This window comes from Microcoleus sp. A006_D1 (assembly GCF_036702805.1).
Taxonomy (GTDB): Bacteria; Cyanobacteriota; Cyanobacteriia; order Cyanobacteriales; family Microcoleaceae; genus Microcoleus.
The window spans coordinates 90,778-104,345 of sequence record NZ_JAUBVZ010000003.1 but is presented as its reverse complement, the minus strand read 5'-3'; the positions used below and the strand labels follow the sequence as shown (position 1 = coordinate 104,345).

At 48.6% G+C, this 13,568-nt stretch carries 12 protein-coding genes; 6 read left to right on the top strand and 6 right to left on the bottom strand.

What is annotated here, in order from left to right; genetic code table 11:
* The first annotated feature begins 250 nt into the window (after window positions 1-250).
* From QUB68_RS06065 to QUB68_RS06055, 3 genes are all read left to right on the top strand, one after another.
* A complete protein-coding gene (locus QUB68_RS06065; RefSeq protein ID WP_332990354.1) occupies window positions 251-1,552 on the top strand; it encodes a serine hydrolase in 1,302 nt (433 codons plus the stop codon).
* Window positions 1,553-1,610: 58 nt separating this feature from the next.
* Window positions 1,611-1,739 carry a hypothetical protein gene (locus QUB68_RS06060; protein ID WP_332990352.1) on the top strand — a complete coding sequence of 43 codons (129 nt, stop codon included), beginning with the start codon at window positions 1,611-1,613 and terminating at the stop codon, window positions 1,737-1,739.
* Window positions 1,740-1,894: 155 nt separating this feature from the next.
* Window positions 1,895-2,731, top strand: coding sequence for an alpha/beta fold hydrolase (locus tag QUB68_RS06055; RefSeq protein WP_332990350.1), 837 nt, complete (start codon window positions 1,895-1,897; stop codon window positions 2,729-2,731).
* Window positions 2,732-2,774: 43 nt separating this feature from the next.
* On the opposite strand, the gene QUB68_RS06050 is transcribed toward QUB68_RS06055, so the two are convergent.
* From QUB68_RS06050 to carA, 5 genes are all read right to left on the bottom strand, one after another.
* Window positions 2,775-3,041, bottom strand: a complete 267-nt coding sequence (locus QUB68_RS06050) for a DUF1816 domain-containing protein (protein ID WP_332990347.1) — start codon at window positions 3,039-3,041, stop codon at window positions 2,775-2,777.
* A 299-nt stretch (window positions 3,042-3,340) separates the two neighbouring features.
* Complete coding sequence (rlmB, locus tag QUB68_RS06045; RefSeq protein WP_332990345.1) at window positions 3,341-4,774, bottom strand: 23S rRNA (guanosine(2251)-2'-O)-methyltransferase RlmB; 1,434 nt, start codon at window positions 4,772-4,774, stop codon at window positions 3,341-3,343.
* A gap of 266 nt (window positions 4,775-5,040) precedes the next feature.
* On the bottom strand, window positions 5,041-5,496 hold the full coding sequence (locus QUB68_RS06040) for a Mini-ribonuclease 3 (RefSeq protein WP_332990343.1): 456 nt from the start codon (window positions 5,494-5,496) through the stop codon (window positions 5,041-5,043).
* A 326-nt stretch (window positions 5,497-5,822) separates the two neighbouring features.
* Window positions 5,823-6,179, bottom strand: coding sequence for an STAS domain-containing protein (locus QUB68_RS06035; RefSeq protein ID WP_293132685.1), 357 nt, complete (start codon window positions 6,177-6,179; stop codon window positions 5,823-5,825).
* 301 nt (window positions 6,180-6,480) lie between these two features.
* Entirely contained in the window at window positions 6,481-7,632 is a 1,152-nt protein-coding gene (gene carA / locus QUB68_RS06030) for a glutamine-hydrolyzing carbamoyl-phosphate synthase small subunit (protein ID WP_332990340.1), read from the bottom strand.
* 192 nt (window positions 7,633-7,824) lie between these two features.
* On the opposite strand from carA, the gene QUB68_RS06025 reads away from it, so the two are divergent.
* Window positions 7,825-8,505: a retropepsin-like aspartic protease family protein gene (locus tag QUB68_RS06025; RefSeq protein ID WP_332990337.1), complete on the top strand. Its 681-nt coding sequence runs from the start codon at window positions 7,825-7,827 to the stop codon at window positions 8,503-8,505.
* Window positions 8,506-8,595: 90 nt separating this feature from the next.
* On the opposite strand, the gene trpD is transcribed toward QUB68_RS06025, so the two are convergent.
* Window positions 8,596-9,711, bottom strand: coding sequence for an anthranilate phosphoribosyltransferase (gene trpD, locus QUB68_RS06020; RefSeq protein ID WP_332991143.1), 1,116 nt, complete (start codon window positions 9,709-9,711; stop codon window positions 8,596-8,598).
* Between the two features lie 293 nt (window positions 9,712-10,004).
* Between trpD and QUB68_RS06015 the strand changes: the two genes are divergently transcribed.
* Both QUB68_RS06015 and QUB68_RS06010 read left to right on the top strand, forming a co-directional pair.
* Complete coding sequence (locus QUB68_RS06015) at window positions 10,005-10,190, top strand: hypothetical protein (RefSeq protein WP_332990335.1); 186 nt, start codon at window positions 10,005-10,007, stop codon at window positions 10,188-10,190.
* Window positions 10,191-10,581: 391 nt separating this feature from the next.
* The gene (locus tag QUB68_RS06010; RefSeq protein ID WP_332990333.1) at window positions 10,582-13,563 is read left to right on the top strand and encodes a PAS domain-containing sensor histidine kinase; all 2,982 of its coding nucleotides are present in this window, start codon (window positions 10,582-10,584) and stop codon (window positions 13,561-13,563) included.
* Window positions 13,564-13,568: the final 5 nt, after the last annotated feature.

The window sequence follows — 13,568 nt, the reverse complement described above, 5'->3', positions numbered from 1 at the left end:
GTTTTTTTACGAAATCTTGGGTTTTGACCCGTAGATTAGGTAAAAAACCCGGTTTCTTTGGCTTGATGCGTCCAGGACTGTTTATTTATTTTGGCGCGGCGGCGCGATCCTTTTCGAGGGCTTCGCTAACGAACTTTTACACTTCTGATTCGAGATTTCTTCTTCAATCTAAAATCCAAAATCTCAAATCGTTTGACTGATGTAACAATAGCTGCTTAGATTGAATTTGGTTGTGTTGAGGATGTGGAATATGCGAGGGTTAAAGCATTTTTGGTCGATCGCAAACAAAATGGCGGCAGTAGTAGCAGGCATCGGACTGGTTCAGGTGTTAACCATCGCCAGTTCATTCTCTCAATCTAACCCGCGTTCCCTAGACGAACTCTACAAAATTCGCGATCGGCTGGTCACTCAATTAGAACAACCCGCCTCACCCTCCCCAGAACCAACCCTGCTCTCGGGCTTAGTTCCCCTCGCCGGCAATCCTCAAGAAAAACTGCTTTCTCAGTTGCAAGCGGTGGAAGTTCAAATATTAGTAGAACAGAGAGCTAACGACAACTTGCAGCAAGCAGTCCGTTTGGCTAACAAAGCCGTAGAAACTGGACGGCAGGAAAATCAGTCGATCGCATCGGGGCAGCAAACTCAATTTTTGTGGCACCAGGCCCTCAACAATTTGCAGGAAGTTCCGCAAAATTCATTTTTAGCTCCCCTCACAGCCTCCAAAACTCAAGAATACAGGGACAATTTAACAGCAGCCACCTCTCAAGTACAGCAAGCAAAATCAGATTTTTTGGCGGTGGTTGCCAGGGAAAGTGGTTTGTCGAATCAAGCATCGATCGGCATTTGCCACCTTTCGAGAGAGTGCGTCAACCTGCGGGGCGATTTGCCTCCTGTCAGCCCGGCCAGCTTAATTAAACTGCCGATTGCTGTCGCCCTAATGCAAAAACTCGAAAAAGAAAAAATTAGTCTAAACAAGGAAGTATTCGTCGAACCTGGCAATTTCACCGAAGACTCATCGACGAAGATTTTGTCCGATCGCAATTACCCGCTACAGCTACTGTTAGAAGAAATGATCGATCGCAGCAGCAACATCGCCACCAATCAACTAATCGATTATTTGGGTGCCGATTACATCAATCAATTCTTAGAGAATCGTGGCTACCAAGTCACCAGAGTCAACTACAAATTAATGGGGGCAAACATTATGCCCACCAACCCCGGTTCGGGTGCCAACCGCGTGACTGCTAACGAACTCACCGAAATGATGGTGCAAATTTACAACGGCGAAACACCCGGTGCTAAAATATTAATAGAAACTCTCAACCGCCAGTACGATCGCGATTTAGGATTTGCCGCCTTGCAAGGAACCAAAGCTCAGTGGTTGGGCGAAAAAACAGGTGAAAATTCCCTGGTACTCGGCACAACTTTGGCAATGAGCATTAACGGCGAAGCCTATGTGATGACTGTGATTGACAGCCGCACAAGCGGCGATCTACAAATCCGCCAGTCTATTGCTAAAATTGCCGATTATATTAGTAAGAATCCCAGCTTTTAACCACTCCGGGGCTAGGTTCACCAAAATACGAATCTGGTTCAAGCATCAATCCTGGACGATGCTCAAAGCCCATCCCACAAATCCCTGGACGATGCTCAAAGCCCATCCCACAAATCCCTGGACGATGCTCAAAGCCCATCCCACAAATCCTGCTTTTGATTGCTATAGCAACCGCCAAGACGATTAGGAATTTCTACATTTTAATTGTTGTATCTCAAAAAAACAATCAAAGTCTTGTGGAATGGGCTTCTAGCCCGTTCCGAATCGGCCATTTAAAAGGGCAACAGCTTATCAAGAAGTTCCTTCTTCCTTCTTCCCTCTTCCTTCTTCCTTCTCTTAAAAATGCCCCACCAAAAACTCAGCGTTTCCGTCAAAGGCGAAGGATTTCCGATTCTCTGCTTGCACGGCCATCCCGGTTCCGGCGATTGTATGTCCGTCTTCACAGAACACCTATCAAAGCGCTTCCAAACCATCGCCCCAGACTTGCGCGGCTACGGCAACAGCCGCACCTCAAATCCCTTTGAAATGACCGACCACCTGCTTGATTTAGAAGCACTTTTAGACCGATTGGGAGTCGATCGCTGTTTAGTCATCGGCTGGTCTTTGGGAGGGATTTTAGCCCTGGAATTAGCCATAAAATATCCCCAGCGAGTGTCAGGTTTGATTGTCCTGGCATCCGCCGCCAAACCGCGCGGCAGTCACCCGCCCATCTCTTGGCAAGATAACCTTTACACCGGTTTAGCTGGAATTATCAACTGGGCGATACCCGGTTGGCAGTGGAATATCGATACTTTTGGCAGGCGATCGCTCTTTCGCTACTTGATACAGCAGCATACAGCCACCCCTTACCGCTACTTAGCACAGGCAGGTACTCCCGCCTACCTCCAGACTTCCAGCGCGGCTACAAAGGCGTTAAATACCGCTCTCAGGGCCGGATACGACCGACTGCTCCACCTGGGCGACATTCAATGTCCCAGTTTGGTATTGGCCGGAGAGGGCGATCGGCATATCACCTCAGCATCCAGTTTAGAAACAGCCCGCCACCTACACAATAGTCAGTGGCAGTGCTATCCCGATACAGCCCACTTGTTTCCTTGGGAAATTCCCGATCGGGTAATCGCAGATATCGATCGATGGATAGAGAATTTCCCCCAAGCTATTGGCAATTGCGAGTCTTGAGTTTTGAATTTTTCATAAGCAATTAATCACCAAACAGACCGCTCTAAACAGGCAACAGCCCTCCATCACCAAACTTTCCCAAATCATCTGCAACAGTCAAAGCAATAGGTTTGCAGCGCTGAATCGAAACACTAAGACCTTCTGCACCTTCATTTTCTATGTCTTCTACATATCCTGCTTTTGCAGATTCCGCCTCTTGAGCATTCAAGAACGGGCCAAAATAGTAAATGCACCGAGGCGCTGAAGTTTTAACTTCAACCCACCAAGCCAATCCGAAAAAGTTGAGTAAGCTAATCAAAAGTTCTTTCATGTGATTTTGCAATGTATTTTACGGTTTTTTCCAGAGTGCTGCGGGCAAGGCCTAGGCCTTCGTTATTTACACTTTGTTATACTGTGTTGCATTCTTTTTTTCAATCACCAAAGATGGGAAGTTTGGGGGCCAGAAGCCCCCAGCTTTAGGATGTGGGCTAATGCCCCGCAAGAAACGGGTACAACCCCCCTACTTGAGTCGTGGATGATTCCCAAATTTTAGAGCAAAGTTCGAGCTCCCAGATGAATCTGTGGAGTCAATCTAAAATCTAAAATCTAAAATCTAAAATCGACTGACCGTTACGATCCGTGTACGTGAAATTTTTTGGGCCCGCGCTGGCGGTAAATTTCGTATAAAGCCATTCCCGTTGCTACCGAGACATTCAGGCTAGGAGTCTTTCCCCTTAAAGGAATTGAAACTAATCCATCGCATCCGCGCTGTATCAAAAGGCTCAAACCGTCAGCTTCACCGCCCACAACTAAAACAGTGGGCCCAGAGAACTTGATTGTCTCTACCGAGTCACCGACGCCCGCGGCAGTGCCATAAATCCAGAATCCAGCCTCTTTCAATTCTTCCAGCGCCCGGTTAAGATTGACCACCCTGGCTACTGGCAGGTTTTCCAATGCCCCTGCTGCCACTTTTCTCACTGCCGAGGTAATCCCAACGGCCCGCCGCTGAGGAATCACCATGCCCTGAGCTCCCAGTGCTTCTGCGGTGCGAATAATCGCCCCTAGATTGTGGGGGTCGTTGAGTCCTTCTGCTACCACAATTACGGGATCTTCGCAAGCAGCCTTAGCCTGTGCGATTAGTTCGCTCAAATCCAGGTATTCGTAAGCGGATACTTGGGCGGCTACGCCTTGGTGGTTTGCCTTGCGCGTGATGTAGTCGAGGCGCAAATCGTCTACTTCGTCGATGATGCTGCCGTTGGCCTTGGCTTCGGTGAGCAAGCTGTGAAAGCGGGGATCGTAGCGCAGGTGGGGGACAACCCAAATTCGGTTCAGAACTTGGTCGCTTTCTAAGGCTGCTTGCACGGCGTGGCGGCCGTAAATCATGTCGTCTGTGTCTGTGTCTGGTTGTACGACTGTATTTGAGGCAGTGTCAACAGGGCGAGTGTCTCTGTCTTTGTCTCTGTCTCTGAAATGATTCCCCCGAAATTCCGGCGGGCTGCTGCTTTTGTCTCTGTCTTTGTAAAAATTGCCCCGGGATTCCTGCGGGCTGCTGTTTCTGTCTCGGAAATTGTTGCGGGCTGGCTGGGGGCTGCTGTCTGCGTTTCTGTCTCGGAAATTGTTGCGGGCTGGCTGCGGGCTGCTGTCTGCGTTTCTGTCTCGGAAATTGTGGCGCACCGGCTGCGGGCTGCTGTCTGCGTTTCTGTCTCTGTCTCGGAAATTGTTGCGGGCTGGCTGCGGGCTGCTGTCTTGAGCTCTGTCTCTGTCTCGGAAATTGTTGCGGGCTGGCTGCGGGCTGCTGTCTTGAGCTCTGTCTTTGAAATGTCTGCGCGCGGAGGGTTGGCTGTCGCCTTCGACATTCCGTTTGTAAATTGCTCGCACGGGCATTTCTCGCGATTGGGGGGAGAAGCTCGATCGCCTTTGAGGCGCGTCTCCTGAGCTGTCGGGACGGGGCTTGCGTTCAAAACGGGGAGAGGATGGTTGCGAGTCCTGACGGCGGCCTTCGCTTCTGAATGGCTTGCTGTCGGAATTTGGGCGCGAGGAGTTTGGTTTGGTAAATTTTCTCATTGGTTTCTTGTCGCAGTGAAAACGATTTTAGATTTGAGATCGATCGATCTTGGGGGTTTGAGGTTGTTGATTCTTGATTGACTGAGCAATCTTGGGGCTTTAAGATTTTAGAGAAAGCAGGTTCGGGAGCAAGGATTTTGCGGTGCTAAACTTGCTAATTATTGACTGATAAATCCTGTTTGACGGGAGCGAGATTTTTGCTGTTTTAGGTTGGTCGCCGTGCAATAATTGTTAATTAATCCCTCGCCATTCCCAACTCTTAACTGCTAAATTATTTCAGTCTCTAGTTCTAAAAGTGCCATAATTTCGGTCAATCTTTCGGGATCGGTGAGGTACAAATATCCCACCAAAGTTTCTAAGCTGCTGGCTTGTTGGTATATTTCTGGATCGGCTCGCTTGGAACGGCCCGATACGGCATTGCGGCCGCGCTTGACAATTGCTAATTCTGTACTGCTCAAGTAAGGAGAGATCGATCGCAAGTGACGCGCTTGAGTTTCGGCTCGTACTTGCCCCACCACCAATTCGTGATAAGCTTGCAATCTTTTTGGTGGCATTAAGTACGAACTCCGAATGTAGAGTTCGTATACTGCATCTCCCAAATATGCCCACGCTGCGGGCGAAATCCTTTCTATTTCTGCTGCTGTCGCCCTCGCAGGATGCTGTCGATTTAAACTGATATCAGTCAGACTCAGTTTGAGCCCGTCATCGGCTAGAGGCGACATACTTTTTTAAATAAAACTTCCGCACAGCTTGGTTTTTCTACAACTTACTTATTTCGTCTTTCGTCTCTTCAGCAATTATAGCGACTGCACGGCTTTGTTAAGGCGATCGCTTACACCTGCTAGTTCCCTTTCTTATACCATTTTTTCGCGTGTTTGCCACACATATTTTCATCCCCCTCCACAGAAAGGAGTTCAAAGCAGCGGGGGAAATCGTGGCTGGCGCTTTGAGCAGCTTCTCTGAAAATCGGTATTGTTTTACCAGCACAACCATAAAAATTCGCTATCCAGCGTTGAGAACCGGATAGCTAATTAAATCCACTTTGGCGTCAAGCATCCTTGACGTTTTTTACCGCCTCATCAACCGAAGGCTGCAAAGACAAAAATTTCTCTAAGCGAACCAGTTTAACAGTCTGAGTTACGCGGGGATTTGAGACAATTTGCAATGTCCCTTCCAAGGTTTGGGCTTTCTTGACAAGTTGCACAAGAGCACCCAAGCCGGAACTATCCACAAAGTCAATCTGAGACAAGTCCAAAATTACGTGTTTTGGGCCCTCGTCAATACATTTGCTTAGTACCTTCCGAAAAGTTGCCTCAGAAAAAGCGTCCAGCAGGCCAGTCAAGCGAAATAACTGATGGTTATTCTTGACTTCGCGAGTGCCTCTGAGGCTAACGGTCAGGGTCAATGACTCAGGAATGACACCCTCCTAGCTAGATATGGCTTAAAGTCGAGGCTTCATTATACGAGTTTTTTGGTTTTTTGTCTACTGTTTTTTTTGTCAGCAGTCAGTTGTCAGTTGTCAGTTGTCAGTAGCCAGTTGTCAGTCGTCAGTTGTCAGTAGCCAGTTGTCGGTAGCCATCTGCACCAATAGCCTCTGTTAACTACGGCTAACTACGGCTAAATTTTCGACACTTCGGCAAGCAAGCGGGCTGGCTACCAACTGCCAACTACCAACTACCAACTACTAACTGCCCACTGCCCACTGGCTAAGCTGGTACTTTCTGATTTTCTCGCATTGACTGCACGAATCGATCGAACAAATAGTCAGCGTCGTGGGGGCCCGGACTGGCTTCCGGGTGGTACTGGACTGAGAACAGCGGCAAGGTTTTGTGCTTCAATCCGGCGACGGTGCGATCGTTCAAATTGAGATGAGTAATTTCTACTTCCGGGACTAGGGAATCAGGGTCGATCGCAAAACCGTGATTTTGGCTAGTAATTTCTATTTGCTCAGTTAAACCCGCCGGATGATTCAATCCCCGGTGGCCGAACTTGAGTTTAAAAGTTTCTGCACCCAAGGAAATGCCCAGAATCTGGTGTCCCATACAGATGCCGAACACAGGTTTGTCCGACTTCAGCAGAGCTTTCGCAGTCGCGATCCCTTCCGTTACCGCCGAGGGATCTCCGGGCCCGTTGGACAGAAAAATGCCATCCGGGTTGTATTTGAGAATTGCTTCGGCTGACGTGTCAGCGGGTACAACAATTACCCGACAGCCGTAACTCGCCAAACGCCGCAGAATATTGCGCTTGATCCCAAAATCTAGCGCTACCACCGTCCACATTTCGCCGTTATCCGGCTTGACTGTGGGACTGAACTCCCACACCGCATCTGTGGCTTCTGACCACTCATAGACCTCGCGGGTGGTCACTTCCCGCACCAGATTCAACCCGTCCATGCTGGGGGCATCTTGCACTTGCTCCAAAAGCTCCGCCTGGTCGAGAATCACGGTGGAAATGCCGCCGTTAATCGCTCCCACAGTGCGAATTTTGCGGGTGAGGGCGCGGGTGTCGATGCCGTAAATGCCGGGGATCTCGTAGTGTTTCAGGTAGTCTTGCAGGGATTGGGAACAGCGCCAGTTGCTGGGGCGGCTGCATACGTTGCGGGCGATCGCCCCTCGAATTTGCGGCCGCGAAGATTCTTCATCTTCGAGATTTACCCCGGTATTGCCCAATTCTGGATAAGTAAAAGTGACAATTTGACCGCAATAGCTGGGATCTGTCAAAACTTCTTGGTAGCCAGTCATTCCCGTATTGAAGACTACTTCGCCGACGACGGTGGCGTCAGCACCAAACGACCAGCCGCGGTAAGCAGTACCGTCAGCCAGGACTAGGAGGGCGGGTTGTGCAGTTGAAAGTGACATGGCATCCTTGAATTACTTTCGTTTGGTTTAATTCTTACCACTGCCTGGGATTTGATGCTAGCCGGTAATATACAGATCTTATTTTGATTTGTGCCAGCCGAGGGTAAAAAGTGCTGGTGCCGGAGTCCCGGACTATCTATACCAAAAGGCAGTTGTCGTTGTTACGATCGACCTAAACCGTTTTATCAAACCATGGCCTGCAAATCTCCCTTGCCTTTACCCTCCAACTCAAAAAAGCCTCTGCCGATCGCTCAAAACCTGCGAAAACCTGTACTGGCTTTAACAGCGGTTATTTCTCTGAGCAGTTCAATTTTAGTTTACACCGCAGTCAACTCCTCGCCAGCGACGGCTCAAGAAAGTGAGGGGTGCTTCATGCGGAACTCCAGCGGCCAAACACTCAGCTTGAGCCGCTCTGTCTGCGGTTTTCTCCCCCAAGAATTGAACCCCGCTGCTTCGCCTGATGCCAAGTCTGATGCTAAGTCCGATCCTAAGTCTGATGCCAAGTCGGGAGTGTTTCTGGTCAAAATTAAACGCCGAGAAGCTAATATCCCAGTCATAGAAGTTACCTTTAACGGCACACAAAAGTTCGAGATGATGGTGGATTCTGGAGCCAGCCGCACAGTAATTACCCCAGCAATGGCTACCGCTTTGGGGATAGTTCCGCAAGGAACTGTGCAAGCAAAAACTCCCAACGGAGTGGCTACTTTTTCTCTCGGCAATCTTACTTCAATCGAAGCTGGCGGTTTGGCGATTAAAAATGTAGTTGTACCCATATCCCCAGCACTAGACATCGGGCTGCTGGGTCACGACTTTTTTGGTAATAAAGATGTGACTATTAAGCAAGATGTGATTGAATTTCGATCGCGCTCATAAAGAGAAGTTCGGCAGCGGATGCAATTCAGTTGACCTGGGACAGTTGACCTGGGACAGTTGACAGTCAACTGAATGAACGAACTTCTTTATTTAGCGCAAAAACTCTACCAACTGCTGCAACTTCAACCAAGATTCGCCACTCGATAAAATGTCCTTAGCCAAACTAACTCCTGCCGCGTGATCGCCCAAAGGAATTGCACCTCCGACTTGAAAAGCCAAAGACGCATTCAAAGCTACAACATCCATTTGTGCTGCTGTACCTTTGCCTTGCAAAACATTCCGCAAAATCTCGGCGTTTTCCTCAACATTTCCGCCTTTCAATGAGCCGATCGCACTTGGTGTCAATCCTACCTGTTCAGGATCTAAAGTAGTCAGTTCAACTTGCCCACCCGACAAAATCGCCAAATCAGTAACATCACCTAAACCCGCTTCATCCAACTTTTCTCGGCCGTGAACAACTATCGCCAACTCAGTCCCCAACTCGCCCAAAGCTTGGGCAATAGTTGATACCAGACTGGGATCGAACACCCCGATTACCTGCCCTGTAGGGCGCATCGGATTGACGAGCGGGCCTAAAAGGTTAAAAACAGTCCGCACATTCAAAGTACGCCGCAGCGGCGCAACAGCCTTAAGTGCGGGATGCCACCCAGGCGCGAATAAAAAGGTGATGCCTACTTCGTCTACCGCAGCTTTTACCTTGGCGGCATCGGCGCCCAGGTGGACTCCCAAAGCTTCCAACACGTCAGCAGAGCCGACTTTGCTGGATGCCGATCGATTTCCGTGTTTGGCGACTCGAACTCCACCGGCGGCGGCGACAAAGGCGACAGCGGTGGAAATGTTAAATGTGGACGCGCCGTCTCCGCCGGTGCCGCAAGTATCGATTAATTTGAGATTGGAGATGGGAGATTGGCGATCTAAAATGCTCTCTGGCTCGCCTGTAAGGGCCTGAGACTGCAATACCTGAGCCATTCCTGCTAATTCTTGGGCGGAGATGCCTTTGGCTTGGAGGGCTGCTAAAATCGCGCCGGAAAGCACCGGGGGTATGGCTTCTGCTAGCCATCCGTGCATTAATTCGGCGGATTGGGGGCGCGAGAGAGATTGTCTGTCTAACAGTTGTTGCAGCAGGGCTGGCCACAGGGGAGAATCCGCCCTCAAACTTGAAGCTGCGGATATATCTGGTGTTGCAAGTACGGGAGAATCAGTCATGTAGCGACAATGATTTTTTTGCTGGGGTGGGTTGGTTGATGTCGGGCCTGCGCCGAGAGTCGATCGGGATTTTACCAGACTTGCTGACCCAATTTTGCGCCCCGGAGCCCAGATTTTTGCCGAAATGACAGCACTGCTACAGAATTTATCCGCCCGCAGTATCCGAATATGAAGTTTTTGATACAACAATCGTCCCCGGGATTGTGACAATTTTAGATATGGTGCCCGCCTCGTCAAGAGCGATCGCCCGTCAGCTCTGTTATCTGCCGCCTCAAAATCAATTTTAACTGGCAATGGTGGCAAGCATTCAGAGCGATCGGCTAAAAATCGACAGTTGGTGGTGTACCGGAAGCTCGATCGTTCTAGAAGTCACTGCCGAAACAGCAAAAACTAGCTTGCAGTTAACTAATTTCAGGGTGTGTAATTTCTCATATATTCAAGGAGCTTTTAACAGGCGGGTTTTTCTCAAACGACTGTAACTTTCAGCAGAGACATTAGCAAATCCGATTTTGATAGTCATTTTTAGCCCAAACAAAAACTGGTCGGACTGCTTAAAGTTTCATAACTCTACTAACAACTAACGGTGCAGTAGATGAAGTCAATAAATACAGCGTTGTGATTACTTTTTCGGACTCTAGCAGTTCTCGATCGGAGCGAATACACATATTCTGTAGGGACACAACAGTGTTCTGTCCAGATATCTGTTGCATCCCCTAGAGAATTCCGACAACAATCGCACGGCTTGGTCGTTGATTTATCGGAGGCGACACAGCCTCCATGCTACCAATAGATCATCGCCAAAAATATTGAATTTTACACAAAAATAGGGCAGGGTATTCAAAAGTGAGACACCAAAAATTAGAAAACACAATGATCGAGTGTACATTGGAAAATAAAGCACTCAACTGCTTGGATATCGAAGAGGCACTTCACCAAATGGAAGCAAAATATCACAGTATGTTTGAAAATGCTGTGTCCGGCATTTTCCAGACAACGCCCGATGGTCGCTACATCAGCGCTAACCCAGCTTTAGCTCGGATCTACGGATATAATTCCGCCGCAGAATTGATGGGTAGTCTGACTGATATCAGCGATCAGCTTTACGTCAATCCCGATCGCCGCAATCAGTTTGTTTCAGCTTTACAAGAACAAGGCATCGTATCCGATTTTGAGTCGCAGATTTATCGCCGAGATGGAACAGTAATTTGGATTGCAGAAAATGCGCGGGCCGTCTGCGATGTAGACGGCGAACTGCTTTACTACGAAGGTTTTGTGGAAGATATTACTGGGCGCAAAAAAGCAGAAGCTGGACTGCGAGAAAGTGAAGAACGCCTGCGTATGGTGATCGAAGGTGTTAAAGATTATGCTATATTCATGTTAGATACTAAGGGATATGTAGCGAGCTGGAATTCTGGAGCAAAAAGGATTTTGGGATATGAAGCCAGCGAAATAGTCGGTTTCAACTCTGAGTGCTTTTATACGCTGGAAGATATTAAAATTCGCAAATCGCAAGAAAAATTAGCCGCAGCTACCGCAGCAGGTAGATATCAAAGTGAAGGCTGGCGCTTGAGCAAAGACGGCTCCAGATTTTGGGCGAAGATTATTGTTACTCCTTTGCGGGATGAAAGCGGAGAGTTGCAGGGCTTTTCTCAAGTAATGCAGGACATTACCGAGCAAAAGCGGGCGGGAGAGGAAAGGATGCAGTTGATTGCTTCTTTGCAAGCATCAGAAAAGAAGTTCCGCACTCTGTACGAATCGACGACAGATGCGGTAATGCTGCTAGACGAACAGGGTTTTTTGGATTGCAATCCGGCTACTTTAAAGTTATTTGGATGCAGCACAGAATCGGAGTTTTGCGGCAAGCATCCTTCGGAATTTAGCCCGCTATTGCAACCAAATGGACAAGATTCTATAAGTCTGTCTCAAGAGCGAATTAATACGGCTATGAAAACAGGAAATTGCCGTTTTGATTGGATGCACTGCCGTTTGGACGGTTCCGAGTTTCCGGCGGAAGTGCTGCTAACTTCTATGGATATCGGCGGCAAAATGGGGCTGCAAGCCGTGGTGCGCGATATCACCGATCGCGTGCAAGCCCAGGTGGCTCTGAAACAAGCTAACGAGGTGTTGGAGTGCCGGGTTAAAGAGCGGACAAGTCAGTTGGAAGCAGCAATTAAAAAGTTGAGTTTGTCGGAAGAAAAGTTTTCTAAGGCTTTTCGATCGAGTCCCGATCCAATGACTATTACTACTTTTGCTGAGGGGCAGTTTCTGGAAGTTAACGACAGTTTTTTGTCGGCACTCGGTTACTTTAGGGAGGAGATAATCGGTCATACAGTACCGGAATTAAATATTTGGGTAAAGCCGCAAGACAGAGTTGATTTTAGGCAAAGTTTGCACGAACAAGGTGTGGTTCGCAGTCAGGAATGCGAGTTTCAGATGAAGTCGGGATCGGTGGTGGTGTGTTTGCTGTCTTCAGAGTTGATTAATTTGGATGGCGAACTCTGTATGCTGGCGGTGATGACGGATATTACCGATCGCAAACACGCCGAAGAAGCACTGCGGGAAAGCCAGCGCGCCTTGTCCACGCTGATGAGCAATTTGCCGGGGATGGCTTACCGTTTTCGCAACGATGCCGATCGCAGTATGGAGTTTGTCAGCGAAGGTTGCTATCAGTTATCGGGCTATTCTCCCGAAGAATTTATCGGGACTGGGCAAATTTCTCTCTCGGAATTGACTCACCCCGACGATCGCGAAATCTTCTGTAATGCCGTAGAAGTTGCCTTGCAAGAAAATCGACCCTATCAGCTAAATTACCGAATTACTTCTAAAAACGGCGAAGTTAAATGGGTTTGGGAGCAAGGTTTGGGAGTGTATTCGGACTCGGGCGAATTGATCGCTTTGGAAGGGTTGATTACGGATATTTCCGAACAAAAACGCAGCGAGGAAGCTTTGCTGCGATCGCAAACAGAGTTAACCCAACAAAAAATTCAGCTCGAAAATACTTTGCACGAATTGCAGCAAACTCAAGCAGTATTGATTCATACTGAGAAAATGTCAACACTCGGTCAAATGGTAGCCGGTGTAGCTCACGAAATCAACAATCCCGTTAGCAGCGTCTGCGGCAATCTCGTCCACGTCGGCCACTACACCGAAGATTTGCTGAATTTGCTCGATATGTACCAGCAGCACTGCCCGCAGCCACCGGCACCAATTCAAGATAAAATTGAGGATATCGAGCTAGAGTTTCTGCTAGAAGATTTGCCGAAAGCGATGTCTTCGATGCAGATTGGCGCCGATCGCATTCGGGAAATTGTGCGATCGCTCAGAAATTTCTCTCGCAAAGACGATTCTCAAATGACCAAGGTGAATCTGCACGAAGGCATTGAAGGAACGCTGCTAATCCTGCAAAGCCGGCTGAGGGCGCGCGGCAACTATCCCGAAATTGCGGTAATTAAGGACTATGCAAATTTGCCTTTGGTTGAGTGCTATTCGGGTAAAATCAATCAGGTGTTTATGAATTTGATCGGAAATGCGATCGACGCGATCGAGGAATACAACGCCGGGCGATCCGTTGCCGAAGCCAAAGCCAACCGCAGCAAGATTAAAATTAAGACAGAAGTCCAAAACGGACAGGCTGTAATTCGGATTTCTGACAACGGCCCCGGGATACCCGATGAAGTTTGCCAGCAGTTGTTCGAGGCTTTTTTTACCACCAAACCCGCCAACAAAGGCACCGGTTTGGGTTTGTCAATTTCCTACAAAGTCCTCCAAGAACACGGAGGCCAACTGAGTTGCGTGTCTGCACCCGGTCAAGGAGCCGAGTTTATCATCGAAATGCCGATCGAACAACCATAAATATC